Origin of the sequence: Burkholderia sp. AU30198 (assembly GCF_020419825.1) — a bacterium.
Taxonomy (GTDB): domain Bacteria; phylum Pseudomonadota; class Gammaproteobacteria; order Burkholderiales; family Burkholderiaceae; genus Burkholderia.
Map to the genome: position 1 here is coordinate 258034 of NZ_JAIZSA010000010.1, position 25255 is coordinate 283288.

Here is a 25255-nt window from a genome sequence, read left to right on the forward strand (position 1 = left end):
CGTCCGGAAGTGAGGGCACGGCTACGAGAGTGGTCGACTATTGGACTGTAGAATCGTGGCGCTGAGAGCGCCAGCCACCATCTGGTGAAAAAACGACGGCAAAAGAAGCAATAAAGGGATTGGAATGAGTGCGCAGGATATCGTGCGGGCGCATCAAGGGGGGCTGATCCAGCAGGACCGCCTGCTGAAACTCGACACTCCGCTTGGGCCCGACGTGTTGTTGCCGCAGCGTTCGGCGGGGCTTTCGCGGATCGGCCGGCATTACGACTTCACGCTCGATGTGCTGTCGACGCGCAGCGACCAAGCTGAAGAGCCTGATTCCAGAAGGCAGCAACGAAGTACGACGGGTTGATGCAGGGGCCCGGGAAGCAAGTCATGCTCGATTATCTCGGAACGATCAAAAGCTGGGGCGACAGACCCGATACCTGATGAAAAAGACTCATTTCCTTGTACTGATCCTCGGGGCGCTCCTGCTTGGCGTCGTACTCGCATCGCACGACGGGAATGCCCGCTCAACCCTCGACAACCGCAACGGCACGACTTCATCACTTACAGTTATCCGGCTCGGCGATCCCAAGGACTCCGATCTCAACGGTCCGGGCGCGTCCGTCGACAATCATCCGTCAGGTACGCGCTTTTATCAGCATGACTGGGTGCGCGGCAATCTCGGCACGGTGAAGTTCATGCAGGGGACGCATGGCTTCGTGCTGGACAACGTGCTGTCCGCGGCGGGTTCAGCGGACAAGGATGTGCCGGGCGGCATCTACACGTGGAATATCAATTTTGGCGTCAGCCCCGAGCAGGCCGACACGCACGAGGCCGCATTGGCGCGCATGACGAAACTGTTTCAGGATCTGCGCGCGAACGGCTGGGTCCGGTACATCGACGTCAGCAATCCGCGCCTGACCGGCAAGCAGGCGTGGGACTACATGAAGACGTATTCGATTTATTCCCTCGATTCCGGTTACACACCGACGATCGAGGAGTGGAAGGCGGCCGTGAAGGAAATGCCGAGATGGGTGTTTTATGCAGATGGCGCCTATCTGGAGATTTCGCTGTCGGAGAAGAACATGGGCGGCTTTGTCGGGAAGACGACCTATCTTCTGACGGCTCGCATCAGGAACGAGTATGCGTTCTACGGGCTGGGGTATTTCCCCGGGAACGCCGAAAGAATCCGCAACTGGAAGACGCTGTTGCCCGCGGAACTGCAGAAGTACCACGCGAAGCGCATCGCTACCGAGGCTGCCCTGAAGGGGCAGGGCTATACGATCGACACGGCCTACCAGGATCCGCCCATCCAGGCGTTGAAGTGACGTGTCCGTCCCTTCGTGACGAGGTGATGCAGGTGATGCAGGTGATGCGAGCAACAGCAGGCGGGAAGGCGCAGATCGTGGTGGGCGACACGACCAGTCATGGCGGGCGGGTGATTTCCGGCAGCCCTTCTTTGACATGGGGGCGCGAGGCGATTCCGATCGCGCGCAAAGGCGACAAGGTGACCTGTCCGATTTGCGCACCTCATGTCTTCGAGATCGCGGAGGGTTGTGCGAACAGTCTGGATTTCGGTGCGTTGGTTGCGCTGGAAGGGCACACGACGACGTGCGGCGCCGTGCTGCTGGCCCAGCCCGGCGGTGCCGAGTCGTGAACGGCACCGTCGATTGCGCGTGACCACGCACACGAACCGTGCCGACGATGTACCGTGAGCAGCGCAGGCGGATGTCCGCGAGCGCCTGATCGCTGTCGGAAATGAAAAACGGGCCGAGCGGCCCGTTTTCTTTGAAGCTCTGGCGGAAGCGGTGAGATTCGAACTCACGGACAGTTTCCCGTCGCCGGTTTTCAAGACCGGTGCCTTAAACCGCTCGGCCACGCTTCCACACGAGGCGGCATTGTAACCGAAATGCCGCGTCGTTCATCCCTTCAATCGTCGCGCAGGAACAATTCCTGCAGGTCGTTGAGGAAACGCTGGCCGAGCGGCGTCGGCGAGATCTGCGCGAAATCGCGCGCGATCAGCCCGCGCCGTTCCGCTTCCTGCAGCGCCGGCTCGATCGTGCTCATCGGCAGCCCGGTGCGTTCGGCGAAGCTGGGCACGGGGAAGCCCTCGACGAGCCGCAGCGTGTTCAGCATGAACTCGAACGGCAGGTCGCGCGCACCGACTTCGCGCTCTTCCTGTACGGCCGTGCCGGCCATCGCCTGCTCGATGAAGGTCGCCGGATGCTTGTAGCGTGCCTGCCGCAGGATCCGGTTCGGGAACGACAGCTTCGTGTGTGCGCCCGCACCGATCCCGAGATAGTCGCCGAAGCGCCAGTAGTTCAGGTTGTGCTTGCACTGATGATTCGGCTTCGCATACGCGGACACTTCGTAGCGCCCGTAACCGGCCTCGGCCGTGCGCGCGTGGATCCATTCCTGCATGTCGGCCGATGCGTCGTCGTCGGGCACGACCGGCGGGAACTTCGCGAACAGCGTATTCGGCTCGAGCGTCAGGTGATACAGCGACAGATGCGGCGGTGCGTACGACAGCGCGGTCTCGATGTCGGTACGGCATTCGTCGAGCGTCTGGTTCGGCAGCGCGAACATCAGGTCGAGGTTGAAGTTGTCGAAATTCTTCGCGGCGATCTCGACGGCCGCGCGTGCCTGCGTGGTGTCGTGAATCCGGCCGAGCGCCTTCAGGTGCGTTTCGTTGAAGCTCTGGATGCCGACCGACAGGCGATTCACGCCGCTCGCGCGGAACTGCGCGAACTTCGCGGCCTCGAACGTGCCCGGATTCGCCTCGAGCGTGATCTCGGCATCGGCGTCGAGCGGCAGCAGCGCACGCACGTCGGACAGCATCCGGTCGAGGCCGGCCGCCGACAGCAGGCTCGGCGTGCCGCCGCCGATGAATACCGTATGCACCTGCCGGCCCCACACGAGCGGCAGCGCCTGCTCGAGATCGGCGCGCAGCGCGTCGAGATACTCGGTTTCCGGAAACCGTTCGCCCTTCCACTCGTGCGAATTGAAATCGCAGTACGGGCACTTGCGCACGCACCACGGGAAATGCACGTACAGCGCGAGCGGCGGCAGCGACGTGAGCCGCACCTGGCCGGGCGACGTGAAGGTCGCGACGACGCGCGCGCCGGTTTCCGCGGCCTGGCTCATGCGGCCTCCGTTGGCGAACGGGTATCGGGCGTGCTCATGCTTCCTCCGCGAGCCGCGCCAGCAGCGCCTTCAGCGCCAGCGCGCGATGGCTGTGCGTGTTCTTCACGGCCGGCTCGAGTTCGGCGGCCGTCGCGCCGAGCGATGGCAGGTAGAAATACGGGTCGTAGCCGAATCCGTGCTCGCCGCGCGGCGTGTCGACGATCTCGCCCGCCCAGCGCCCTTCGGCGAACAGCGGCTCGGGGTCGTCCGCATGGCGCACGAGCGCGAGTACGCAGCAGTAGTATGCGCGCCGGTCGTCGACGCCGCGCAGCTGCTCGACGAGATACGCGTTGTTCGCCGCGTCGCCCTTGTCGCGGCCCGCGCGCTGCGCGTAGCGCGCCGAATAGACGCCCGGCGCGCCGCGCAGCACGCGCACGCACAGGCCCGAATCGTCGGCGATCGCCGGCAGCCCGGTGAGCCGCGACGCGTGGCGCGCTTTCGTCAGCGCATTCTCGATGAAGGTGCCGAACGGCTCGTCCGCCTCGGGCACCGCGAGGTCGCCCTGCGGGACGATCTCGATGCCGACCGTCGAGAACAGCGCGGTGAATTCGCGCAGCTTGCCGGCGTTGTTCGACGCGAGAACGATGCGCGACAGCGGCGCGATGGTGTGGTCGTCCGGCATGTCAGGCGCCCAGCACGTCTTTCTGCAGCTGCACGAGCTCGGCGATCCCGCCTTGCGCGAGGTCGAGCAGCGCGTTCATCTCGGCGCGCGAGAACGGCACGCCTTCGGCCGTGCCCTGGACTTCGACGAAGCCGCCGGCGCCCGTCATCACGACGTTCATGTCGGTGTCGCACTGCGAATCTTCCGCGTAATCGAGGTCGAGCACGGGCGCGCCTTCGTACACGCCGACCGAGATCGCGGCGACGTGGTCGGTGATCGGCGAGCGCGTGAGCTTGCCGGCCGCGATCAGTTTCGACACGGCGTCGTGTGCGGCGACGAACGCGCCGGTGATGCTTGCCGTGCGCGTGCCGCCGTCGGCCTGGATCACGTCGCAGTCGATATGGATCGTGCGCGGGCCGAGCGCCTCGAGGTCGAACACCGCGCGCAGTGCGCGGCCGATCAGGCGCTGAATTTCCTGCGTGCGGCCGGTCTGCTTGCCGCGCGCGGCTTCGCGGTCGCTGCGCGTGTGCGTCGCGCGGGGCAGCATCCCGTATTCGGCGGTCAGCCAGCCTTGCCCGCGGTCGCGCAGGAAATCGGGCACGCGTTCGGAGACGCTGGCGGTGCAGAGCACCTTGGTGTCACCGAATTCGACCAGTACCGAACCTTCGGCATGTTTCGTGTAGTGGCGGGTGAGGGCGACCTTGCGCAGTTCGTCGGCGCGGCGGCCGCTTGGGCGGGAAACGGAGGACGTCATGTGGGAATCGCGGAACGGGAGGAAACCCCGATTTTAGCGCTGAACGGCGGGCTTGCCCGGCGGGGTGGTCCGCAAAAATGGGATAATGCGCGCTTCCCGCCCCGCGCTTGACGATGCGCCGGGCGCCTCGACATATCCCCGCCCGCGAGGGCACCCAGACGGCGAGACGAACCATGATCTACAGCATGACGGGCTACGCGAGCGCAACGCGCGAACTCGCGACGGCCACCGGCAACGGCGGCACCAGCGTGTCGGTCGAACTGCGCACCGTGAACTCACGCTTCCTCGACCTGAATTTCCGGATGCCGGACGACGTGCGCGCGTGCGAACCCGCGCTGCGCGAAATGCTGATGAACAAGCTGTCGCGCGGCAAGGTCGACATCCGCATCAACCTGCAGCGCGGCGAGCAGAGCATCGGCGCGGGCGCGCTGAACCAGTCGGCGCTCGGCCAGCTCGCCGAGCTCGAGCGTTCGGTGCTCGACACGTTCCCGGGCGTCGGCCGCCTGCGCGCCGGCGAGATCCTGCGCTGGCCCGGCGTGATCGCCGAGAGCGGCGTGTCGGCGGACGCGATCCGCGAGGCGGTGCTCGCGTGCGGCAAGGAAGCGATCGGCGAGCTCGTCGTCGTGCGTTCGCGCGAAGGCGCGCAGCTGGCGACGATGCTGCTGTCGAACGTCACCGAGATGGAAGCGATCGTCGCGCGCATCACGCCGCTCGTGCCGGAGCTGATCGCGAAACATCAGCAGAAGATCGTCGAACGGCTGCAGGAAGCGCTCGGCATCGCGGCGCCCGAAGGCAGCTCGACGATCGTCACGCGCGAGGAAGCCGCGGAGCGCATTCGTCAGGAAGTGACGATGTACGGGATCCGGATCGACATCGCGGAAGAGCTGTCGCGGCTCACCGCGCACCTGAACGAAACGCGTCACGTGATCGAGAAGGGCGGCCGCGTCGGCAAGCGTCTCGACTTCATGATGCAGGAGCTGAATCGAGAAGCAAACACGCTCGGCTCGAAGGCGGCGGCGAAGGAACTCGCCGACTCGTCGATGGCGCTCAAGCTGTTGATCGAGCAGATGCGCGAGCAAGTGCAAAACCTGGAGTAAAGCAACATGACCCAACCCACTCACGACGGCCACGCCGCGCATTCGCTGCATGGCGGCGTCTACCCGGGCAACCTGTTCATGGTCATCGCGCCGTCGGGCGCCGGCAAGTCGACGCTCGTGAATGCGCTGCTGTCGAAGGACCACGACATCTGCCTGTCGATCTCGTACACGACGCGCAAGCCGCGCCCGGGCGAACAGGACGGCCGGCACTATCACTTCACGACGGTCGAGGATTTCCGCACGCGTCACACGGCGCACGAATTCCTCGAGAGCGCGGAAGTGCACGGCAACTACTACGGCACGTCGCGCGTCTGGATCGAAGAGCAGATGAAGAACGGCCACGACGTGCTGCTCGAGATCGACTGGCAGGGCGCGCTGCAGGTGAAGAAGCAGTTCCGCAACGCGGTCGGCATCTTCATCCTGCCGCCGTCGCTCGACGCGCTCGAGGAGCGCCTGAAGAAGCGCGGCCAGGACGAACCGAACGTGATCACGCGCCGCCTGCTTGCCGCCGGCAGCGAGATCGCGCACGCGTCGGAAGCGGAGTACGTGGTGATCAACGAGAATTTCGAGCGTGCGCTTGCCGAGCTCGAATGCATCGTCGCGGCCACGCGCCTGCGCTTTGCTTCGCAGTACGCGCGACACACGGAGCTGTTCATCGAGCTCGGCATCCATCTGCCCCACGCGGAATGACGCGGGGGACGAGGGACATAAGGTAGAATAAGGACTATATTCAGAAGGAATTACCAACATGGCTCGCATTACCGTCGAAGACTGCCTGAAGCAAATCCCGAACCGCTTCGAACTGGCGCTCGCCGCCACCTATCGCGCGCGGCAGCTCGCGCAAGGCCATACGCCGAAGATCGAAAGCCGCGACAAGCCGACCGTCGTTGCGCTGCGCGAAATCGCTGCCGGCCAGGTCGGCGTCGAGATGCTGAAGAAGGTGCCGGTGTAACGCGCATCCGGCCCGTTCCAGCCATGTAATCCACGCGCGCAACGACTCGACCTGGAGGCGAATATGAGCACCACCCCATCGTCCGCCTCCGCGGATTCGACCACCGAAGCCACGGCCCAGTCGCCTGCGCGCCAGTACATCGACGCGGTCCTCGAACAGTCCTTCCGGCATCTGTTCGGGCCGACCGCCACACCGGAGCAGCCTCGCAAGCACGGCGTCGTTTCGATCGCGAAACTGACGGCCGCGCTTGCCGAGTATCTCGCTCCGGAAGAAATCAAAGAGGTCAAGGCGGCGTTCCACTTCAGTGACGAAGCCCACCTCGGTCAATACCGCCAGAGCGGCGAACCCTATATCACCCATCCCGTCGCCGTCGCGGAAATCTGCGCCGGCTGGAAGCTCGACGCGCAGGCCGTGATGGCCGCGCTCCTGCACGACGTGATGGAAGATCAGGGCGTGACCAAGAGCGAGCTGGCCGAACGGTTCGGCCCGAAGGTCGCCGAACTGGTCGACGGCCTGTCGAAGCTCGACAAGATGGAGTTCCGCAGCCGCGAGGAAGCGCAGGCGGAGAACTTCCGCAAGATGCTGCTCGCGATGGCACGCGACGTGCGCGTCATTCTCGTCAAGCTCGCCGACCGCCTGCACAACATGCGCACGCTCGGCGCGGTGCCGATGGAAAAGCGCCGCCGCGTCGCGCGGGAAACGCTCGACATCTACGCGCCGATCGCGCACCGCCTCGGGTTGAACAACACGTATCGCGAGCTGCAGGACATGAGCTTCGCGAACTTCAACCCGCATCGCTACGCGACGCTCGAGAAGGCCGTGAAGGCCGCGCGCGGCAACCGCCGCGAAGTGATCAGCAAGATCCTCGAGGCCGCGCAGCGCGCGATGGCCGACGCGAAGATCGACGCCGAGATCACCGGCCGCGAAAAGACCATCTACAGCGTCTACCGCAAGATGCGCGACAAGCAGCTGTCGTTCTCGCAGGTGCTCGACGTGTACGGTTTCCGCGTCGTCGTCGACAGCCCGCTCGACTGCTATACGTGCATCGGCGCGCTGCACGCGCTGTACAAGCCTGTCCCCGGCAAGTTCAAGGACTACATCGCGATCCCGAAGATCAACGGCTATCAGTCGCTGCATACCACGCTCGTCGGCCCGTTCGGCGCGCCGATCGAGTTCCAGGTGCGCACGCGCAAGATGCACGAGATCGCCGAGGCAGGCGTGGCCGCGCACTGGCTGTACAAGAACGGTAGCGCGGATCTCAGCGACGTGCAGAAGCGCGCGCACCAGTGGCTGAAGTCGCTGCTCGACATCCAGAGCGAAGCCGGCGATTCGAGCGAATTCCTCGAGCACGTGAAGATCGACCTGTTCCCGGATGCGGTCTACGTGTTCACGCCGAAGTCGAAGATCATGGCGCTGCCGCGCGGCGCGACGGCACTCGATTTCGCGTATTCGATCCACAGCGATCTCGGCAACCAGTGCGTGGCCGTGAAGATCAACAACGAGCTGCTGCCGCTGCGCACCGAGCTGAAGAGCGGCGACATCGTCGAGGTGATCACCGCGCCGTACTCGAAACCGAACCCCGCGTGGCTCGGGTTCGTGCGCACGGGCAAGGCACGTTCGGCGATCCGTCACTACCTGAAGACGATGCGTCTGAACGAGTCGGTGCAGCTCGGCGAGCGCCTCGTCGACCAGAGTTTGAAGGGCTACGGTCTCGCGCTGGCCGATGTCGAGCCGGAAGTGTGGGAGAAGCTCGTGCAGTGGACGGGCAACAAGAGCCGCCAGGAAATCTTCGCGGACATCGGCCTCGGCCGTCGCGTGGCCGCGGTGATGGCCAAGCGCATCGAGGTGCTGATGAGCGGCCGCGATGCGGACGACGATCTGCCGAAGTCCGAGCGGCATCCCGCACACCATGCGCCGCCGGTCGTGATTACCGGCACCGAAGGGATGTCGGTGCAGTTGTCCGCGTGCTGCCGCCCGATTCCGGGCGACGCGATCATGGGCTACATCGGCATCGGCCTCGGGATGGCGATTCATACGACCGATTGCCGCGTGGCGCAGCGTATTCATCGCCGCGATCCGGGCCGCTGGATCGACGTCGAATGGGCGCCGCAGCCGGGCCGCCTGTTCGACGTTGCGGTGAAGGCGCTCGTGAAGAACACGAAGGGTATCTTTGCGCGGGTTGCGGCTGACATCACGTCGGCTGACGCGAACATCGTTCATATCGCGATGGACGAGGATCTGACACACGAATCGACGGTGCTGCGCTTCGTGATCCAGGTCAGCGATCGCGTGCATCTCGCGAACGTGATGCGGCGCGTGCGCACCAATCCGGACGTGATGCGGATCATGCGCGAGCGTTCGACCGACGACGGCGCCCATGCGCGTCACGACGGCGGGATGCGCATCGAGCGCGAGCGGCAGGATTACTGACGCGTTCTGCGTGACGAGCAATGCGACGGCGGCCATGGGCCGCCGTTTTCATTGGTGCCTGCGGTGCGACAGCGCGAGCTTGGCGGCGTCTTTCCGAGGCCGATCGGGTGCGGCGGTGTCGTGCCGCTTATGGAGGGGGAAGGGGGGGCAGAAAAGAAAAAGGGCTTTCCCGGAGGAAAGCCCTTTTAAGGTGGTGCGGCTGGCAGGATTCGAACCCACGACCCCTTGGTTCGTAGCCAAGTACTCTATCCAACTGAGCTACAGCCGCACGCAAAGCGGTACTACTTCAACTGTCGGAACCTTCTACGATGGGAAGGCCCCCAAAAAGGTGGCGCGGCTGGCAGGATTCGAACCCACGACCCCTTGGTTCGTAGCCAAGTACTCTATCCAACTGAGCTACAGCCGCACGCAAAACAAAACTTCTACTGCTTCGAACTGAAAGGGCCTTCGGATCAGAAGGCCCTCGAAAAAAGTGGCGCGGCTGGCAGGATTCGAACCCACGACCCCTTGGTTCGTAGCCAAGTACTCTATCCAACTGAGCTACAGCCGCACGCAGAAGCGAAATTATAGCAGGGTTGTATAAAAAGGGAAGCCTTATTCGCGAATTGTTCTGCAGGACCTTGCCGGGGCGCCCTTCGTGTACCCTTGGAGCATCAGTCATCCATGTTGAACCCGCATCATGAACAAGGCGTTTGTCAAAGAGTCGGACGGCGACGACGACGATCTCGACCAGGCCCAGCCCGCGATTCCGGCGGGTGCGAAGAACTACATCACGCCGGCCGGCCACAAGCGGCTGAGGGACGAATTGCTGAACCTGATCGACGTCGAGCGTCCCGAGGTCGTGCGGCTCGTGTCCTGGGCCGCGTCGAACGGCGACCGGTCGGAGAACGGCGACTACATCTACGGCAAGCGGCGGCTCCGCGAGATCGATCGCCGCATCCGCTTCCTGACGAAGCGGCTCGATCTTGCCGAAGTCGTCGATGCGAGCCGGCAGGAGAATGTCGACCAGGTGTTTTTCGGCGCAACGGTCGATTACGAGACGCCGGACGGCGAGGGTCACACGATCACGATCGTCGGGATCGACGAGGTCGATCTCGATCACGGCTGCGTCAGCTGGATCTCGCCGGTCGCGCGTGCGCTGATCAAGGCGAAGATCGGCGATACCGTCATGCTGATGACGCCGGCCGGCGCGCAGCCGATCGACGTGCTCGACGTCCGCTATCCGGCGCCGGGCAACGCCTGAGCGACGCTCGCGCGCAGCCCGGCAAAGAAAAAGCGCCCCGATGGGGCGCTTCGTCATCCGGCGTGCGGCGGATGTGCGGGGCGCTCAGAAGCGATGGCGCAAACCGGCCGTGACTGCGATCTGCTTGTTGGTCGATGACGCACCACCGAGGCCATTGACATAGGCGCCGATGCCCAGGCCGTCCGCGCTGACGCGCTGATACACGCCTTGCACGTACACGTCGGTCCGCTTGGACAGTGCATAGTCGGTCTGCAGGTTGAACTGATTCCAGCCTGGATGACGGCCGTCCAGGAAGCCGGCGGTGTATGTGTACGACCCGGCCAGCGACAAGGCCGGCGTGAGCGCGTAGCGCGCGTTCACTTCGTAGTTGTTGAAGCGGGCAAACGTGCCGTCGAGACCCAGGCCGTTCGACACGCCCGAGGCACCCGCGGAGATGCCGAGCGCCCGGTTCACACGCGATTGCGTGAACACGAAGCCGGCCGTTGCCGGGCCGAATGTGTAGTTCAGGCCGCCGCCGAACACGCGCTGACGCTTGCCGACGAACGTGTTGTCGCCTGCTACCGCGCCGCCGCTGTTGGTGACCTCAGCCGACGTGAGGCCCGTGATGTCATTGTTCAACTGCAGGTAGCCAGCACCGATATTGAAGCCGGCGTAGGTGTACGACACGCCCGCGCTGTACGCGCGATTGTTCGAGAACTGGTTGCTGTTCGAGAAGCCGTACAACGCGCCGAACTTCAGGCCGCCGTAGTTGATGCTCGTATACTTGACGGCGTTATTGATCCGGAACGAATTGTTCAGGTTGTCGTTATCGAACGGGTGGGCAAACTGGGTGCCGCCGAATTGCGTACCGGTCAGCGACAGCGGCCCGATGTAGTCGACGACGCTGTCGTATTGGCGACCGAGAGTGACGGCGCCAAACTGATCATGAGACAAGCCGACGAACGCCTGGCGGCCGAATTCGCGGCCATTCTGGCCGAGCGTGCCGTTGGCGATGTTGAAGCCGTTTTCCAACACGAAGATTGCTTTCAGGCCGCCACCGAGATCTTCCGTGCCGCGCAGGCCCCAGCGGCTGCCGTTGATCTGGCCGCTGCGTTCCGACCATGAGCTGTGGCCACCCTGGTTGTTGGTATAGGTGATGCCTGCGTCGATCAGGCCGTATAGCGTCACACTGCTTTGGGCGTGGGCTGCTGTAACGAAGACACCCGACAACGCGGTGACGATCAGGGTTTTTTTCATGGATCTGTCTCCAAACAGGATGATGTCGATCGAACCTGCTGCGGACTGGCATGTTTTGCTTGATGTTACGGCCGGTCCTGCAGAGCGGCGGTGCGCTTATCAAAAAGCCATCTGCAGTGTACGGAGTGCGTGAAGCGGGGGGCGATCACGCATTAAGCAATAATATATTTTGGAATCCGCAAAGATCTCAGAGGCAGCGCAAACGATTGCCCATCAAGGGTTTGCGGCACTGCAGCGAAGAAAAATGTCGATTAGGACTACGGAACGGGCGTTGCGCGATCGCGACAGGTGGTCAGCAGCAGGCGAGGGTGCTCATAGCGCGATTATTGACGCATCGGCAATAGAGGTTTGTGTGGAGCATGAATAATGAAAGGTTGTTCTCTCGCTATACTGCGATCTCTGCTTTCCGAAGCAGACTTTTTCGTTGACGGAAAAGATCTCCAAACCTTTGTCGGCGCGACTTCCCAGTCGCGCTTTTTTTTTGCCCCGCCTCGCCGCGCGCTATTGCGCGTACGTGCGCCGCTTGCGCTTGGCCGCAGGTGCGGCCTCCTTGGCTTCGTTGGGGGGCGGCGTGTAGGTCCAGTCTTCCATCACGTAGTGACGGGCATCGAGAGGCGATGCGAGCAGGTTCTGCCAGTGGTCACCGTGCCAGGTCGTATCGAATTCGGTGTCACACGGCGCTTCGCGCGCAGACTCGGCCAGGGCGCGGGACTTGCGGCGTACGCGTCCGAGCCGGCTCGCGAAGCGCTTGATTCCGTCCAGCCACATGACCTTCTCCTTCCATCCGGCGTTGAGTGAGCATCGCAATGTCCCCGCATTTCCGCAACCCGGAAAAAACCCGAGGATTTTACCGAGCCGATTTGTCCCCGGTAGAAATTTCATGGTCGAGATTATCGATACGCTGATCCCGGTAATGTTGACAGGTTTTTGATGCGAATCAATTAATCAAAGGCGATGGTGTACCGATTCCAATGGTATTAGCGTTTTTTTGATAAAACGTTCGTCAAAAATTTTCTTGACGCACCCGGATTGTCCAATTTATAAAGTCAGCACTCCGTCCTCGGGCGGCGTGCTGGTGCGGGTGCTGGCGCAATGTTTCGGGATTTCGGGAAACGGCTATAAAAATAGCTTTTTTGATCTAATCGAGTGGGGAACGAAGACATGGATACCGGTATCGTGAAATGGTTTAACGATGCTAAAGGTTTCGGCTTTATTACGTCGGACAATGGCGGTGAAGATTTGTTTGCACACTTTTCCGAAATCAAGATGGACGGCTTCAAGACGCTGAAGGAAAACCAGCGTGTTTCGTTCGACGTGAAAGTCGGGCCGAAAGGCAAGCAGGCAGCGAATATCCAGGCGGTCTGACGCGCCACGCATTGCCGATCACGTCCGGCCCCCGCATTGCGGGGGCTTTTTGTTTTCCGGGGACGGAACATTTCGGTTCGGGCTGGCCGCGAACAGGGATGCCGGTGCATACTCACGGAAGCATCGTTTCCCAGTCTTTTCATGTCTGATTCCCCCCGACCGTCCGATCCCGCCAGCGAACAGCCGCTTGTTTTCGTCGACCTTGAAACCACGGGCGGCTCACCCGCCGAACACCGCATCACCGAAATCGGTGTGGTCGAAATCGGCCCGCTCGGCGTGTCGACGTGGACGACGCTCGTCAATCCGGGCCAGTCGATTCCACCGTTCATCCAGCAACTGACGGGCATTTCGGACGAAATGGTGCGCGACGCGCCGTCGTTTGCGTCGCTGGCGCCGGCATTGTTCGAGCGGCTCGACGGCAAGCTGTTCGTCGCGCACAACGCGAGTTTCGACCGCGGCTTCCTGCGGGCCGAATTCGAGCGCGCCGGCTTCGCGTTCAATCCTGATGTGCTGTGTACGGTGCGGCTGTCGCGTGCGCTGTTCCCGCGCGAAGCGCGGCACGGGCTCGACGCGTTGATCGAGCGCCATGGCCTCGTGCCGGCTGCGCGCCACCGGGCGCTGGCGGATGCCGATCTCCTGTGGCAGTTCTGGCGCCAGTTGCACGATATCGTGCCGCTCGAGCGGTTGCGCGACCAGATCGCGCGCACGACGCGTCATTTCCGTCTGGGCGGCGACCTGACCGAAGCCTGGCTCGATACGGCGCCGGCCGGGTGCGGCGCGTACGCGCTGTTCGGGGAGGGCGATGCGCCGCTGTATGTCGGCCGCAGCGTCCGCGTGCGGCAGCGGCTGCGTGCGCTACTGACCGGCGAGCGCCGTTCGTCGAAGGAAATGCGGCTTGCGCAGCAGGTGCGCCGGGTTGAATGGCGCGAGACCGGCAACGAGCTGGGGGCGATGCTCGCCGAAGCGCAATGGATCGCCCGGCTGCGCCCATCGTACAACCGTCGCCCCGCGGCTGACACCGCCCGTGCCGGCGGTGCGCCCTGGCCGTTCGACGGCGCCGTTGCATTCGAGGCGAGCGGCGAGCGCCGCCTGTTTCATGTGATCGATGGCTGGCGGTATCTCGGCGTGGCGGAATCGCTCGACGCGGCCGCACGGCTCGCGGCCGACGGGACGGATGGTGCGTTCGAACCCTTCACCCACCGCCTGCTGCAGACGCATCTCGCACGCGGCCTGCAACTGATTCCGCTCGTCGCGCTCGCGCCTGCGGGGCAGGCAGGTTAAATCAAGCGCGGCCGCGCGATCCGCGCCTGCTGCGTCAACCGATCGCGCTTGCGCCGCCGGCCGAGCAGACGTGCGACAGCGCGGTGTCGAGTGCCTGCGTCTGCGTAGAGTCGTAGCGCGTGAGTGTCTTCCAGTTCGCGATGCTGCGCGCAAGCCGCGCCTGACAATCAGGCGCATCGCGCAGCGGTGCAACCTGCGCGAGTCCCGCGAGCATTTTCTGCGTCAACCGGTCGAGCGCCGGGCGCGTGCTGGTCGCGAGATCGGGCGGTGTGCCTTCTGGCGGCCGCGTCGCACGCCAGGTGGCGAACAGCGCGTTCTGCACATCCTTGCTTGCGGTGATCTGATCCTCGAAGAACGCTCGCGCGAACGCGGGGTCGACGCCGGCTTGTGCCGCGCGCTTCTCGACCGAGGCGAGCAGCGCCGCTTCGCGCGGCCGGTCCTCGATTGCCTTGTGATTGGCCCATTTCCATCGAGCGACCGGTTCGGCGAGCGCGAGGCGCTGCGACGCGAGCGCGACGAGGTTGGTGAGGGCGGTGTCGTCGCCGTCTGCATGGACGATACGCGGAGACGAAAAGAGGGCGACGCCGAGCGCGGCGACAGCGAGGCTGGCACGAAGGGCTTGCTTCATCGGAACGAACGGGAGAGCCGGGCGGGCCGGACGTGGAAAACCAGAAGGATAGACGAAGACAGTCGCGCGGCGTAGCGCAGCGACCAGAGAATCAGCAGGCGAGCTGATCCGGCACCGTCAGGCTGTTGCGGCCCGGGTGCGAGGCGAATTGCGCGCGATGCGCAGTGATGAACCGCACGATAGCGATGATCGACACGTGGCGGTTACAGAACCGAACAGGCGTTCACTTCGGCGAGTACAGCTTGTGCTGCTCGTCGAAGAATGCCCGCACGTGGTCAGGCAATTCGGCGAGGAATTCCACGCCGACGGGTTCCGGATCCGGGCTCATCACTTGCTCGGGCGGTGGCATGCGAGTTGGTCTTTCGTCCATGGTCATTTCTCCAGCAGGTTCGATGATTATCAACCTCGCGCTTGGATTTATGCCAGTAGCGAATCGTTAGATTTTGTCTCTGTTGTATTAACGGCACATGCGCTCCGGCGCGCGCTGCGATGCCGACTATTGCATCGTACGGAATCGGCAACAATCGGGCCGCTTGTTATACTTGCGCGCACTTTTTCCTGGACCGCGATGAAACGAACGACGCGTTGGATCGGCCTCGTATGGCTGGCGCTGGTACTGAATGTACTGTCGCCCGTCATCGGCTATGCGCGTCTCGCATCGAGCGGCTCCGGCGAGCTCACGCTCGAGTTGTGCAGTGCAGCGGGCGCCCGCCAGGTCGTGCTCGCGCAGGCGGGCGGCGATCACGATACGTCGTCGTTCGACCATGCCGGCGTGCCGCACTGCGTGTACTGCCCCGGCTTCGCGGCGAACGTGGCGCTCGGGTCGAGCCCGCCCGCGCTGCCGGGCTTCGTACGGACGTTCGCCTATCGCGCGGCCGCTCCCGTCGTCCCCGATTGTCCCCGCAAGGGCATCCGTCTCGCGCAGCCTCGCGCCCCGCCTGAAAACGCTCCGATCTGATTGATGTCGTCCGCGCGCCCCCGGTGGCGCGCGTGCCGCCCGCGGCCGGGCCGCGTGCCGCGTCGTCCGTGCGCGGCGCGCGCGCTCGTGTCCGGCGGCGTCCGATCACGTTTTCAGGAATTCGCACATGTCCTCTTCCTTCGCCGCGCGGCCGTCGCGCGGCCGGCTCGCGCTCGCGTGCGCGGCCGCTTTTGCCTGGCCTGCCGCCCATGCGGCGTCAACCGACGATCCACGCGACGCGACCGCGCGCGGTGGCGTCGAGCGTCCCGCCGATGCCGCCGTACCAGCGTCGGCTGTCGCTACCGTGCCGCCGGCGCCGGCCGGCGATACGCTGACCGCCGTCAGCGTGACCGCGCAGCGGCAACCGGTCGACCCGGATACGCCGGCCGTCGTCACATCGATCACGCGCGAGCAGATCGAATCGCACACCAACGTCACCACCGAGGACGCGCTGAAATACGCGCCGAACCTGATGGTCCGCAAGCGCTATATCGGCGACCGCAACAGCGTATTCGCCGGCCGCGACTTCAACGAGCTGCAGAGCGCACGCGGGCTCGTGTATGCGGACGGCGTGCTGCTGTCGAACCTGCTCGGCTCGAGCTACGCGTACCCGCCGCGCTGGTCGCTGATTCCGCCGGACGACATCGCGCGCGTCGATGTGCTCTATGGCCCCTTTTCCGCGCTGTATCCGGGCAACTCGATCGGCTCGACCGTGCTGCTGACGACGCGTCGCCCGGAAAAGCTCGAGGCGTCGCTGTCGACCCAGTTCTTCACGCAGCGCTACCACGACGGCTACGGGGTTGCAGACAGCTTCGGCGGCAATCACCAGACCGCACGGATCGCGAATCGCGTCGGCCGGTTCTGGTTCGCGCTGTCGCTCGACCGGCTCGAGAACAACGGTCAGCCGATGCAGTATGCGAGCCCCAATTCGGCGTACAACCCGAAGCTCGGCGCCGCCGTGCCCGTGACGGGCGCCGCGACCGACATCGGGCCCAACGGCCGGCCGCGGACGATCGTCGGTGCGCAGTCGATCGAGCGAACCGAGCAGCTCAACGAGACGGTCCGGATGGGCTATGCGTTCACCGACCACGTCGATGCGACGCTCACGCTCGGGCATTGGGAGAACCATTACCGGCAGCACGGCGAAACCTTCCTGCGCGATGTGGCCGGCAATCCGGTCTACGGCGGCAACGTGTCGATCGGCGGCCAGAACATGACCGTCGCGCCGAACGCATTCGCGCCGCAGCGCGGCGACCAGGAGAACTGGCTGTACGCGCTCGGCCTGAACGGCCGGCTCGATTCCGGCTGGCGCCTGTCGGGCGTCGTGTCCGCGTACGACGTGTCGCGCGACGTGCAGCGCTCGGCGTCGACCGTGCAGGGCGGCGCAGGCACGCAGTTCCAGGGCGACGGCACCGGCTGGCGCACGCTCGACCTGAAGGCCGAGGCGCCGGAAGTGAAGGGCCATACGTTCACGTTCGGCTATCACTACGACAACTACTTCCTGCGCAACGTCACGTACAACACGGCCGACTGGCTGGCCGGGCCGACCACGTCGCTGTCGAGCCTCTATCGCGGCGACACGCGCACGCAGGCGCTGTTCGGCCAGGACGCGTGGCGCTTCGCGCCGGGCTGGCTCGCGACGCTGGGGCTGCGCTACGAGCGCTGGGATGCGTACGGCGGCGCGCTCGGCAATGCGACGGGCACGCTCGGCTATGCGGACCGCAGCGCGAATGCGCTGTCGCCGAAAGTCGCGTTGCAATGGGATGCGACCGACGTCTGGCGTTTCCGGCTGTCGTTCGCGACCGGCACGCGGTTCCCGACGGTCGGCGAACTGTTCCAGGGCACGATCTCGAACAACGCGATCGTCAACAACAACCCGAACCTGCGGCCTGAAAAGGCGATCGACTGGGACTTCACGGCCGAACGCGACGTGGGCGTCGGCGTCGTGCGTGCCAGCGTGTTCCAGAGCGATCTGCGCGATTCGATCTACAGCCAGACGACGGTGTCGGGCGCGACGACGGTGACCAACATCTCGAACGTCGATCGCGTGCGCGTGCGCGGCGTCGAACTCGCGTTCAGCGGCGAGAACGTCGGTTTGAAGGGACTCGCGATCGACGCGAACGTGTCGGCGAGCAACGCGCAGATCCTCGCCGATGCCGCGAATCCCGCGTATGTCGGCTCGCGCTTTCCGCGGATTCCGCGCATGCGTGCGAACCTGCTCGCGTCGTATCGCTTCGACGAGCACTGGCTTGCGAGCGTCGGCGTGCGCTATTCGGGCCGCCAGTTCAACACGCTCGACAACAGCGACGTGAACCCGGATGTCTACGGTGGCACGAGCTCGTTCACGGTCGTCGACCTGAAGGCGCGCTATCGCTTCGACCGACACTGGGCCGCGTCGGTCGGCATCGACAACCTGACGGACCGTCGTTACTACGTGTTCCACCCGTATCCGGGCCGTACTTTCTATGGAGAACTGAAATGGTCGCTGTGAGATCGCTCGCGGCAGGTGGCGCGCTGTGGTTCGCGTGGTTGTCGTCCGCCGGTGCGCACGATGCGCATGACGTGCCGAAGGCGGCCGATTCGCACGCCGCGCACATGAGCATGCAGGCTGCACCCGCGCAGCAGAAGCAGCCGCTCGCGACCGGCGCTGCGTTCGACGCGCGTCACCGGCTGTGGGTCGCGTGGGTCGAAGGTGCGCACGTCGTCGTCGCGCATTCCGACGATGCGGGCCGCACGCTGTCCGCGCCCGTGACCGTCAACGCGATGCCGGAGCCGATCTACACGAGCGCCGAGAATCGCCCGAAGATCGCGACGAGTCCGGACGGGCGCGCGGTGTACGTGTCGTGGTCGATGCCGCTCGATGCGCCGTACACGGGCATGGTGCGCTTCGCGCGATCGCTCGACAGCGGTGCGACGTGGAGCGTGCCCGTGACCGTGCATCGCGACCGGCAGGCGATCACGCACCGCTTCGACATGATGGCCGTCGATCCGGCCGGCAACATCGCGATCGCATGGATCGACAAGCGCGATCTCGGTGCGGCGAAGGCGGCGGGGCAGGCGTACGAAGGCGCGGCTGTCTACTACGCGGTATCGCGCGACGGCGGTGCATCGTTCGAAGCCGAGCGCAAGGTGACCGACCACACGTGCGAATGCTGCCGCATCGCAATGGCGATCGATCCGGCCGGACGTATCGAGGCCGCGTGGCGCAACGTGTTTCCAGGGCAGATCCGCGATCACGCGCTCGCCGTGTTGCCCGTCGCGGCGTCGGAGCCGGTCGTGCCGGTGCGCGCGACGTTCTCGAACTGGCACGTCGAGGCGTGCCCCGAGCACGGCCCGGCGCTGGCAATCACGCCGGACGGCACGCGCCATCTCGCCTGGTTCGGCGTCGTCGATGGCCGGGCCGACGTGTTCTATTCGCGCATCGGCGCCGACGGCGAGCCGCGCGGCACGCCGTGGGCATTCGGCGCGAATCCCGCCGTGCCCGGCGAGCAGGCGTCGCATGCGGCGCTCGTCGCGCGCGGCGACGTCGTCTGGCTCGCATGGAAGGCGTTCGACGGCGACACGATGCAGATCAAGCTGCGCCGGTCGGACGATCGCGGCGCGCACTGGTCGGCGCCGCGCGTGATCGCGTCGACGTCGGGCGCGAGCGACAACCCGCAGTTGCTCGACGATGCGGGCCGCCTCTATTTGTCGTGGCGCACGCGTAACGACGGTTATCGGCTGATCGCGGTGGAGGGTGTGAAATGAAGCGGCTGATTGCGTTGCTGGGCATCGTGCTCGCGAGCACGCCGGCGTGGGCCGGCGGCGAACTGCAGCCGCTGCGCGCGGCCGACGTCGCGCGCCTGTATGCGACCGCGCACGAGCGGCCGCTGGCGGTCGAGATCTGGTCGCTCGATTGCGGATACTGTCGCGAGAACGCCGCGCACCTGGTCGCGTGGCAGCGCGGTCACCCGGACGTGCAGCTCGCGATGGTTGCAATGGATGCGTACGACGACAACGGTGCGGCGATCTCGCAGGCGCTCGCGCAGATGAGCTTGCCGCCGCAGGTTGTGCAGTATGCAAATGCGGAGCCGATGCCCGAGCGTCTGCGGGCGGCGCTCGATGCGGGATGGAGAGGGGAGATGCCGCGCACCGTGTGGATCGGGCGCGATGGCACACGCGAAGCGCGCAGCGGATTGCTGACGGCCGACGTGCTCGACGGCTGGTTGCAGCGCGCCAGGCGCTGAACGGGCCAGCGGCGCGCGGCGGACGGGCCGCGCGCCGGCCTGATACGAAAACGCGCCCGAAGGCGCGTGGAGAGAATCGTCAGGCCGCTCGCTTGAATAGCCGGATCACGAACAGCAGGATCACCGCGCCGACGACCGCGACGATCACCGAACCGATGAAGCCGCTGCCGACGCTGATACCGAGCAGCCCGGCGAGCCAGCCGCCGATCACCGCGCCGACGATCCCGACGATGATGTCGACGATCAGCCCGAAGCCGCCGCCCTTGACGAGCAAGCCGGCAAGCCAGCCGGCGATCGCACCGATGATGAGCCACATAATCAAGCCATGAGCCATGGTTGTCCTCTCCTTGAGTTGTGTCGAATGACCGGACGTCGGCAGCGTTGCCGCAAGCTGAATGAAGGCGGCATCGCGACCTGCCGCGCCGCCCACGCAATGTAACGCGATAGACGGGTCGGAATCGTTAAGTAATGTTATGCACCCTCAACCGGATTTTCCAGGGAATTTGTCTGCGTACGGCGACGCGCGTGCGCGGGCGATGCATGGCGAAATGAATTTGTAATAAATGGCCGGCGGTGAAGCCGGTCGGCCAGGAGTGTCATCGTTCGCGCGTCGATGCCTGCGTGCCCATGTCGGGCAATCCGTCGCTTGCGTCGGCGAGCAGCCGTGCGACGGTCGAGGGATCGCCGATCGCCTCGATCGACAGCAGTGCGAAGCGGGCGAGAAAGAGCGGCGCGTCGGTTTCACCGATTCGTGTCATCGTGCGGCACAGGTCGGTGTAGAGGGTGTCGCGTTCGGTATCCGTCATCATGCGGTCTCCTGAGGATCGGTTGACGCGCACGGATGGAGTGCGCGATCGAGCGCGGCGGCCACGTCGCCGGCGCGAGCGTCGTGCCAGCGGCCGAGTACGTGACCGTCCGGACGCACGAGATAGACGGTGCCGTCGCGCGCGCCATACATGTCGAACAGCCGGCCGTCGTCGTCATGGCCGCCGCAGGCCGGTTGCCGCGGCGCCGCATGCCGTGCGAGCGTGACGAGCGCGAACGGTATCCGCGCAGCGTGCAGGCGCCGTTCGAGATCGGCGAGCGCCGGATCGGGCACGCCGTCGGACGTGAAGCAGAACGCGGTGAAGCGTGGGGCGACGAGATCGGTCAGGTGGCCGCGACGCATGTCGCTGCCGTGCGCCGAGTACAGCATCAGCGGGCATTCGGCGAGCACCGTGCCGGGCGCGGGGCCGGCGGCAAACGTATCGCGTTCGGCTGCGTTGAGCGGTGACGTCGCGTAGGCGATGGCCGTCGTCTGGCGTGGATTGATCAGCGAACGCAGTGCCGGATGCCGGACCGCGAGCGACAGCACGGCCTTGCGCATCAGTTCGAACGCAAACGACGGCGGCGCCATGAACTCGGTGCTCTTCGTGCCGTAGCGGAGATTCTCGTGCGTCGCGAACACGCGTTCGTCCGAGTAGCTGTCGAGCAACGTGTCCGATGCGAGCCCGCGAGTCACGTACGCGAGTTTCCAGGCAAGGTTGTCGGCATCGTCGATGCCCGAATTCGCGCCGCGCACGCCGAAGATCGGCACGAGATGCGCGGCGTCGCCGCAGAACAGTACGCGGCCGTGCCGGTAGCGTTCGAGCGTCAGCGCGTTCGCCTTGTAGATCGTGATCCAGATCGGCGACCAGTCGCCGCGCTCGCCCATCATGTCGAGCAGGTTCTGCACACGCGGGATCACGTTCTCCGGCTTCACGGCCGCTTCGGGATCCTCATCGTCGCGCAACTGGTAGTCGATCCGCCACACGTTGTCGGGCTGCTTGTGGACGAGCACCGTCGAACCCGGGTTCGACGACGGATCGAAGTACGCGAGCCGTTCGGTCGGCCGGTCGCTGTCGAGCGCGATGTCGACGATCACGTAGCGGCCCTCGTAGCTCGTACCCTGGAGCGACAGGCCGAGCGCGTCGCGCATCGTGCTGCGTCCGCCGTCGCATGCGACGACCCAGTCGGCGCCGAGTGCGTAGCCGCCGAGCGGTGTGTCGACGTCGAGGCGCACACCGTCCGGTTGCCGGGTCACGCCGGTGACTTTCGCCTGCCAGCGGATCTCGATGAGTTCGGAGCGGCGCAGCGCGGCGTCGAGCAGGAACTGCTCGATGTGATACTGCGCGAGATTGATCATCGGCGGCAGCTTCTGGTTGTCGTCCTGCGGCATCGTGAAATGTAGCACTTCGTCGCGACGGTAGAAGCTGCGCCCGCCGGTCCACGGCAGTCCGGTGTGCAGGAAGTCGTCGAGCGCGCCGAGCCGCTCGATGATCTCGAGGCTGCGCCGCGAAATGCAGATGGCGCGGCTGCCGTGGCAGACCGCGTCGTCGGCCTCGATCAGCACGCTGCGGATGCCGTGGTTCGCGAGGCCGAGCGCGACGGCCAGGCCGACGGGGCCGCCGCCGACGATCGCCACGCGATGCCGGTGCGTATCGATACCGTCGTCGCAGGCCGGCAGATGCGCGGGGTGGCGCTTGGCGACGAACGGGTAGGGCTTGAAGTCGAGATCCATCGTTGGCTTCCAGGGGAGGGCGGTTCGACGTGCACGCGCGCCGGGGCAACGCGTGCAGGCAGTCGAAGCAGTATGGAAGCCGGGCGGAAATCCGCTGTCCCCATTCCGGGTACAGCAAGCCGACCGGGATTTACCCCGATCCGGTCATCGCCGGCCGGTTCGGTTCAGGGCTGCAGGCAGAGTGCGAACAGCTGGCGCTGGCTCGAGATGCCCAGGCGCCGGTATGCGCGTTTCTGGTACGTGACGACGCTCGATGCCTTCACGCCGATCGTCTCGCCGATCTCGTGCGCGGTCTGGCCTTCGAGTACGCCGCGCAGCACGTCGAGTTCGCGCTTGGACAGTGCCGGGCATGCGCTGCGCAGCCGCGCGAGCATCAGTTGCGGGATACCGATCTGCGCGGCACCGGCGAGTGCGTAGTGATGCTTCGCGGCCTGCGCAATCAGCGGCGCGAGCGCTTCGATCTCCGCGATCTCACGCGGCTGGAACGCACCGCTGCGATGCGCGCGGTACAGGTTGATCGACAGCCAGCTCGCATCGTTGGGCTGCATCAGCAGTGACAGCCGGTCGGACACGTCGGGGCCGCGGTAGCAGGCCGCGCGATACGCTTCATGATCGATCTCGTCGCCGGCCTGCTGGTGCAGCAGCAGGTCGTGGCGGCGCGTGCCGCGATGCGCGCTCGACACGATCTTCTGGTTGCCGTCGAGCGCGTAGAAGTGTCGCGCGTAGGTGTCGGCGACGTCGCGCAGGTAACGGCCGCCACGATGGTCGGCGACGGATAGCGTGCGCGGGCGATTGCCGAACTCGTACGCGAAGATCGTGCATTGCGTGACCGACAGCGCGTCGTCGAACAGCTTCAGCACTTCGGCCGCGAATGCGTTCGGTTCGCTGCCGCCGATCGCGGCGACGAGGCGCGTCGCACGCGATACATCCAGTTGCCCGGTGAGGTTCGGTCGCTCGAGACGCCAGGTGCGCATGATGCTCGGAAAGGGCGGAGTGGTCCGTCGATTGTAGTCGGCGGGATGAGGCACGGGAGTCGGGTGATGCCCGCAAGCGGAGCGGACGCGGGCAGAAGGAGGGCAGCGCACGATTCGGCGCCCGGAATGAGAAAAGGGCTGACAAGCATTGCTTGTCAGCCCTTTATAATTTGGTGCCGGAGATAGGAGTCGAACCTACGACCTTCGCATTACGAATGCGCTGCTCTACCAACTGAGCTACACCGGCATCAGAGAAACGAAATTATAAGGTGAAATCTGAGACCTTGGCAATAGGTTTTGCGAATTTTTTTCAGCTTGCTGCTGCTGTTTCGCGAAACTCATCGACTCGGCAAACTTCCCGCTTCGTTTCACTGCGATGTGACCCGCTGGGGTCACATCAAGAGGCGCGATTGTACTGACGCCGCGCGACACTGTCTAGTGCTGCAGTGCAAATTTATTGCTTTTCTTGATGGTAGCCCGTCACGCGCTCGACTTCGTTCTTCGAACCGAGGAACACCGGGACGCGCTGATGCAGGCCCGTCGGCTGAACTTCCATGATGCGCTGCGTGCCGGTCGTCGCGGCGCCGCCCGCCTGTTCGACGATGAACGACATCGGGTTCGCTTCGTACATCAGGCGCAGCTTGCCCGGACGATCGGGCGTGCGCTTGTCGGCCGGGTACATGAAGATGCCGCCGCGGTTCAGGATCCGGTGCACGTCGGCGACCATCGATGCGATCCAGCGCATGTTGAAGTTGTCGCCGCGCGGGCCGTCCTTGCCGGCGTTCAGTTCGTCGACATAGCGCTTGACCGGGTCGTACCAGTGGCGCGCGTTCGATGCATTGATCGCGTATTCGCGCGTGTCGGCCGGGATCTGCATGTTGCTTTGCGTGAGCACCCACGAGCCGACTTCGCGGTCGAGCGTGAAGCAGTTTACGCCGTTGCCGGTCGTCAGCACGAACACCGTTTGCGGGCCGTATACGGCGTAGCCGGCGGCAACCTGTTCCGTGCCGGGCTGCAGGAACGATTCCTCGGTGGCCTGCTTGCCGTCCGGACAGCGCAGCACCGAGAAGATCGTGCCGATCGACACGTTCACGTCGATGTTCGACGAGCCGTCGAGCGGATCGAACACGAGCAGGTATTCGCCGCGCGGGTAGTTCGCCGGGATCGGGAAGAACGTTTCCATTTCTTCCGACGCCATCGCGGCGAGGTTGCCGCCCCATTCGTTCGCGTCGAGCAGGATCTCGTTCGACAGGATGTCGAGCTTCTTCTGCACTTCGCCCTGGACGTTCTCGCTGCCGGCGGTGCCGAGCGCTTCACCGAGCGCGCCCTTCGACACGTTGTAGCTGATCGCCTTGCACGCGCGGGCGACGACTTCGATCAGCAGGCGCAGGTCGGCGGGGAGGTTGTTGGTCTCACGTTGCTGTTCGATCAGGAACTTCGACAGCGTGGTGCGGCGGGCAATGGACATGACAGACTCCAGAAGGCCAAAGAATCCTTGAATGGCCGCAATTTTACCCGTCGCGCCTCCCGTGCCACCGGCTTTTTTCGTCCGGTTACATGGCCGGGCGGCCGAACCGGCCCGGTTTCCGGTGGCGGGGGCGGGCGGGATGCGCTTTGCAGCGGCGGCAGGCGGCGCGGTCGGACCCCGCGATTGCATCCGGTTCACGCGGTGCTCACTGTCAAGTCCTGGAATAGGTTGACAGTGTTCACCCGCTAAACGCCCGATGCACCGCATCGGGCGTTTTGTATTTGAGGGCGGCATGTGGCCGCTCGCAGTTGTAGATGTTCACCGACTGTTCGACC

The 25255-nt window shown here is 64.9% G+C and carries 26 protein-coding genes and 5 tRNA genes; 14 read left to right on the forward strand and 17 right to left on the reverse strand.

The genetic code is table 11. The annotated features are described in order from the left end of the window. Positions 1-124: 124 nt before the first annotated feature. The 3 genes from LGN19_RS22820 to LGN19_RS22830 all read left to right on the forward strand — a co-directional run bounded on the left by LGN19_RS22820 (position 125) and on the right by LGN19_RS22830 (position 1642). Positions 125-352 carry a hypothetical protein gene (locus LGN19_RS22820; protein WP_413227238.1) on the forward strand — a complete coding sequence of 76 codons (228 nt, stop codon included), beginning with the start codon at positions 125-127 and terminating at the stop codon, positions 350-352. 76 nt (positions 353-428) lie between these two features. After that, positions 429-1313: a hypothetical protein gene (locus LGN19_RS22825; RefSeq protein WP_226217257.1), complete on the forward strand. Its 885-nt coding sequence runs from the start codon at positions 429-431 to the stop codon at positions 1311-1313. A gap of 26 nt (positions 1314-1339) precedes the next feature. Beyond that, positions 1340-1642, forward strand: a complete 303-nt coding sequence (locus LGN19_RS22830; RefSeq protein WP_226217229.1) for a PAAR domain-containing protein — start codon at positions 1340-1342, stop codon at positions 1640-1642. Positions 1643-1782: 140 nt separating this feature from the next. Here LGN19_RS22830 and LGN19_RS22835 read toward each other — a convergent pair. The 4 genes from LGN19_RS22835 to rph form a co-directional block, all read right to left on the reverse strand. Next, a tRNA-Ser gene (locus LGN19_RS22835) sits at positions 1783-1870 on the reverse strand. 44 nt (positions 1871-1914) lie between these two features. Beyond that, positions 1915-3129 (reverse strand): radical SAM family heme chaperone HemW, encoded by a 1215-nt coding sequence (gene hemW / locus LGN19_RS22840; protein ID WP_226217231.1) that lies wholly within the window; start codon positions 3127-3129, stop codon positions 1915-1917. A gap of 34 nt (positions 3130-3163) precedes the next feature. After that, the gene (rdgB, locus tag LGN19_RS22845) at positions 3164-3790 is read right to left on the reverse strand and encodes an RdgB/HAM1 family non-canonical purine NTP pyrophosphatase (protein ID WP_021164128.1); all 627 of its coding nucleotides are present in this window, start codon (positions 3788-3790) and stop codon (positions 3164-3166) included. Between the two features lies 1 nt (position 3791). Then, positions 3792-4523: a ribonuclease PH gene (rph, locus tag LGN19_RS22850; RefSeq protein ID WP_122944747.1), complete on the reverse strand. Its 732-nt coding sequence runs from the start codon at positions 4521-4523 to the stop codon at positions 3792-3794. 173 nt (positions 4524-4696) lie between these two features. On the opposite strand from rph, the gene LGN19_RS22855 reads away from it, so the two are divergent. The 4 genes from LGN19_RS22855 (at position 4697) to LGN19_RS22870 (ending at position 9002) form a co-directional block, all read left to right on the forward strand. Further along, positions 4697-5620 carry a YicC/YloC family endoribonuclease gene (locus LGN19_RS22855; RefSeq protein WP_122944748.1) on the forward strand — a complete coding sequence of 308 codons (924 nt, stop codon included), beginning with the start codon at positions 4697-4699 and terminating at the stop codon, positions 5618-5620. A 6-nt stretch (positions 5621-5626) separates the two neighbouring features. Then, on the forward strand, positions 5627-6310 hold the full coding sequence (gene gmk, locus LGN19_RS22860) for a guanylate kinase (protein ID WP_174968530.1): 684 nt from the start codon (positions 5627-5629) through the stop codon (positions 6308-6310). Positions 6311-6368: 58 nt separating this feature from the next. Beyond that, a complete protein-coding gene (rpoZ, locus tag LGN19_RS22865) occupies positions 6369-6572 on the forward strand; it encodes a DNA-directed RNA polymerase subunit omega (RefSeq protein WP_006025620.1) in 204 nt (67 codons plus the stop codon). A gap of 63 nt (positions 6573-6635) precedes the next feature. Further along, positions 6636-9002, forward strand: coding sequence for a RelA/SpoT family protein (locus LGN19_RS22870; protein WP_174918282.1), 2367 nt, complete (start codon positions 6636-6638; stop codon positions 9000-9002). A gap of 191 nt (positions 9003-9193) precedes the next feature. Here the strand turns inward: LGN19_RS22870 and LGN19_RS22875 are convergent. From LGN19_RS22875 to LGN19_RS22885, 3 genes are all read right to left on the reverse strand, one after another. Then, positions 9194-9270: transfer RNA gene (locus tag LGN19_RS22875), tRNA-Arg, on the reverse strand. A gap of 61 nt (positions 9271-9331) precedes the next feature. Beyond that, positions 9332-9408: transfer RNA gene (locus LGN19_RS22880), tRNA-Arg, on the reverse strand. 67 nt (positions 9409-9475) lie between these two features. Next, a tRNA-Arg gene (locus LGN19_RS22885) sits at positions 9476-9552 on the reverse strand. Positions 9553-9681: 129 nt separating this feature from the next. On the opposite strand from LGN19_RS22885, the gene greB reads away from it, so the two are divergent. Continuing rightward, on the forward strand, positions 9682-10245 hold the full coding sequence (gene greB, locus LGN19_RS22890) for a transcription elongation factor GreB (protein ID WP_226217233.1): 564 nt from the start codon (positions 9682-9684) through the stop codon (positions 10243-10245). Between the two features lie 84 nt (positions 10246-10329). Here greB and LGN19_RS22895 read toward each other — a convergent pair whose 3' ends face one another. Next, positions 10330-11481, reverse strand: coding sequence for a porin (locus LGN19_RS22895; RefSeq protein WP_122944752.1), 1152 nt, complete (start codon positions 11479-11481; stop codon positions 10330-10332). Positions 11482-11982: 501 nt separating this feature from the next. After that, positions 11983-12249 carry a hypothetical protein gene (locus tag LGN19_RS22900; RefSeq protein ID WP_122944753.1) on the reverse strand — a complete coding sequence of 89 codons (267 nt, stop codon included), beginning with the start codon at positions 12247-12249 and terminating at the stop codon, positions 11983-11985. 393 nt (positions 12250-12642) lie between these two features. On the opposite strand from LGN19_RS22900, the gene LGN19_RS22905 reads away from it, so the two are divergent. Next, positions 12643-12846, forward strand: a complete 204-nt coding sequence (locus tag LGN19_RS22905) for a cold-shock protein (protein ID WP_011351289.1) — start codon at positions 12643-12645, stop codon at positions 12844-12846. A gap of 141 nt (positions 12847-12987) precedes the next feature. Continuing rightward, complete coding sequence (locus LGN19_RS22910) at positions 12988-14127, forward strand: exonuclease domain-containing protein (RefSeq protein WP_226217235.1); 1140 nt, start codon at positions 12988-12990, stop codon at positions 14125-14127. Between the two features lie 34 nt (positions 14128-14161). Here LGN19_RS22910 and LGN19_RS22915 read toward each other — a convergent pair whose 3' ends face one another. Both LGN19_RS22915 and LGN19_RS22920 read right to left on the reverse strand, forming a co-directional pair. Next, entirely contained in the window at positions 14162-14755 is a 594-nt protein-coding gene (locus LGN19_RS22915; RefSeq protein WP_175223464.1) for a chorismate mutase, read from the reverse strand. Between the two features lie 223 nt (positions 14756-14978). Then, entirely contained in the window at positions 14979-15125 is a 147-nt protein-coding gene (locus LGN19_RS22920) for a hypothetical protein (RefSeq protein ID WP_006756195.1), read from the reverse strand. Positions 15126-15323: 198 nt separating this feature from the next. Between LGN19_RS22920 and LGN19_RS22925 the strand changes: the two genes are divergently transcribed. From LGN19_RS22925 to LGN19_RS22940, 4 genes are all read left to right on the forward strand, one after another. Beyond that, the gene (locus tag LGN19_RS22925; RefSeq protein WP_175223463.1) at positions 15324-15713 is read left to right on the forward strand and encodes a DUF2946 domain-containing protein; all 390 of its coding nucleotides are present in this window, start codon (positions 15324-15326) and stop codon (positions 15711-15713) included. 127 nt (positions 15714-15840) lie between these two features. Next, positions 15841-18204 (forward strand): TonB-dependent receptor, encoded by a 2364-nt coding sequence (locus tag LGN19_RS22930; RefSeq protein WP_226217237.1) that lies wholly within the window; start codon positions 15841-15843, stop codon positions 18202-18204. Next, positions 18192-19460 (forward strand): exo-alpha-sialidase, encoded by a 1269-nt coding sequence (locus LGN19_RS22935; RefSeq protein WP_226217239.1) that lies wholly within the window; start codon positions 18192-18194, stop codon positions 19458-19460. Before LGN19_RS22930 ends, LGN19_RS22935 begins: the two co-directional genes overlap by 13 nt. Then, positions 19457-19939, forward strand: coding sequence for a TlpA family protein disulfide reductase (locus LGN19_RS22940; protein WP_226217241.1), 483 nt, complete (start codon positions 19457-19459; stop codon positions 19937-19939). Before LGN19_RS22935 ends, LGN19_RS22940 begins: the two co-directional genes overlap by 4 nt. Before the next feature lie 79 nt (positions 19940-20018). Here the strand turns inward: LGN19_RS22940 and LGN19_RS22945 are convergent, their stop codons facing one another. The 6 genes from LGN19_RS22945 to LGN19_RS22970 all read right to left on the reverse strand — a co-directional run bounded on the left by LGN19_RS22945 (position 20019) and on the right by LGN19_RS22970 (position 24920). After that, positions 20019-20273, reverse strand: a complete 255-nt coding sequence (locus LGN19_RS22945) for a GlsB/YeaQ/YmgE family stress response membrane protein (RefSeq protein WP_043181796.1) — start codon at positions 20271-20273, stop codon at positions 20019-20021. Between the two features lie 262 nt (positions 20274-20535). Continuing rightward, positions 20536-20748, reverse strand: coding sequence for a hypothetical protein (locus LGN19_RS22950; protein ID WP_175223460.1), 213 nt, complete (start codon positions 20746-20748; stop codon positions 20536-20538). Further along, the gene (locus tag LGN19_RS22955; protein ID WP_226217243.1) at positions 20745-22478 is read right to left on the reverse strand and encodes an FAD-dependent oxidoreductase; all 1734 of its coding nucleotides are present in this window, start codon (positions 22476-22478) and stop codon (positions 20745-20747) included. Before LGN19_RS22955 ends, LGN19_RS22950 begins: the two co-directional genes overlap by 4 nt. A 164-nt stretch (positions 22479-22642) precedes the next feature. Continuing rightward, positions 22643-23452, reverse strand: coding sequence for a helix-turn-helix transcriptional regulator (locus LGN19_RS22960; protein WP_122944762.1), 810 nt, complete (start codon positions 23450-23452; stop codon positions 22643-22645). A 171-nt stretch (positions 23453-23623) separates the two neighbouring features. After that, positions 23624-23699: transfer RNA gene (locus tag LGN19_RS22965), tRNA-Thr, on the reverse strand. Between the two features lie 207 nt (positions 23700-23906). Further along, the gene (locus tag LGN19_RS22970; protein ID WP_122944763.1) at positions 23907-24920 is read right to left on the reverse strand and encodes a class 1 fructose-bisphosphatase; all 1014 of its coding nucleotides are present in this window, start codon (positions 24918-24920) and stop codon (positions 23907-23909) included. Positions 24921-25255: the final 335 nt, after the last annotated feature.

Coding starts and splice junctions, on each gene's coding strand:
- LGN19_RS22930 (WP_226217237.1), top strand. CDS start 15,841: ATGTCCTCTTCCTTCGCCGCGCGGCCGTCGCGCGGCCGGCTCGCGCTC.
- LGN19_RS22920 (WP_006756195.1), bottom strand. CDS start 15,125: ATGGACGAAAGACCAACTCGCATGCCACCGCCCGAGCAAGTGATGAGC.
- LGN19_RS22870 (WP_174918282.1), top strand. CDS start 6,636: ATGAGCACCACCCCATCGTCCGCCTCCGCGGATTCGACCACCGAAGCC.
- LGN19_RS22940 (WP_226217241.1), top strand. CDS start 19,457: ATGAAGCGGCTGATTGCGTTGCTGGGCATCGTGCTCGCGAGCACGCCG.
- LGN19_RS22825 (WP_226217257.1), top strand. CDS start 429: ATGAAAAAGACTCATTTCCTTGTACTGATCCTCGGGGCGCTCCTGCTT.
- LGN19_RS22905 (WP_011351289.1), top strand. CDS start 12,643: ATGGATACCGGTATCGTGAAATGGTTTAACGATGCTAAAGGTTTCGGC.
- LGN19_RS22935 (WP_226217239.1), top strand. CDS start 18,192: ATGGTCGCTGTGAGATCGCTCGCGGCAGGTGGCGCGCTGTGGTTCGCG.
- LGN19_RS22820 (WP_413227238.1), top strand. CDS start 125: ATGAGTGCGCAGGATATCGTGCGGGCGCATCAAGGGGGGCTGATCCAG.
- rph (WP_122944747.1), bottom strand. CDS start 4,523: ATGACGTCCTCCGTTTCCCGCCCAAGCGGCCGCCGCGCCGACGAACTG.
- LGN19_RS22945 (WP_043181796.1), bottom strand. CDS start 20,273: ATGGCTCATGGCTTGATTATGTGGCTCATCATCGGTGCGATCGCCGGC.
- LGN19_RS22950 (WP_175223460.1), bottom strand. CDS start 20,748: ATGATGACGGATACCGAACGCGACACCCTCTACACCGACCTGTGCCGC.
- LGN19_RS22895 (WP_122944752.1), bottom strand. CDS start 11,481: ATGAAAAAAACCCTGATCGTCACCGCGTTGTCGGGTGTCTTCGTTACA.
- LGN19_RS22855 (WP_122944748.1), top strand. CDS start 4,697: ATGATCTACAGCATGACGGGCTACGCGAGCGCAACGCGCGAACTCGCG.
- rpoZ (WP_006025620.1), top strand. CDS start 6,369: ATGGCTCGCATTACCGTCGAAGACTGCCTGAAGCAAATCCCGAACCGC.
- LGN19_RS22910 (WP_226217235.1), top strand. CDS start 12,988: ATGTCTGATTCCCCCCGACCGTCCGATCCCGCCAGCGAACAGCCGCTT.
- LGN19_RS22915 (WP_175223464.1), bottom strand. CDS start 14,755: ATGAAGCAAGCCCTTCGTGCCAGCCTCGCTGTCGCCGCGCTCGGCGTC.
- LGN19_RS22960 (WP_122944762.1), bottom strand. CDS start 23,452: ATGCGCACCTGGCGTCTCGAGCGACCGAACCTCACCGGGCAACTGGAT.
- LGN19_RS22970 (WP_122944763.1), bottom strand. CDS start 24,920: ATGTCCATTGCCCGCCGCACCACGCTGTCGAAGTTCCTGATCGAACAG.
- greB (WP_226217233.1), top strand. CDS start 9,682: ATGAACAAGGCGTTTGTCAAAGAGTCGGACGGCGACGACGACGATCTC.
- LGN19_RS22955 (WP_226217243.1), bottom strand. CDS start 22,478: ATGGATCTCGACTTCAAGCCCTACCCGTTCGTCGCCAAGCGCCACCCC.
- hemW (WP_226217231.1), bottom strand. CDS start 3,129: ATGAGCCAGGCCGCGGAAACCGGCGCGCGCGTCGTCGCGACCTTCACG.
- LGN19_RS22830 (WP_226217229.1), top strand. CDS start 1,340: ATGCAGGTGATGCAGGTGATGCGAGCAACAGCAGGCGGGAAGGCGCAG.
- LGN19_RS22925 (WP_175223463.1), top strand. CDS start 15,324: ATGAAACGAACGACGCGTTGGATCGGCCTCGTATGGCTGGCGCTGGTA.
- LGN19_RS22900 (WP_122944753.1), bottom strand. CDS start 12,249: ATGTGGCTGGACGGAATCAAGCGCTTCGCGAGCCGGCTCGGACGCGTA.
- gmk (WP_174968530.1), top strand. CDS start 5,627: ATGACCCAACCCACTCACGACGGCCACGCCGCGCATTCGCTGCATGGC.
- rdgB (WP_021164128.1), bottom strand. CDS start 3,790: ATGCCGGACGACCACACCATCGCGCCGCTGTCGCGCATCGTTCTCGCG.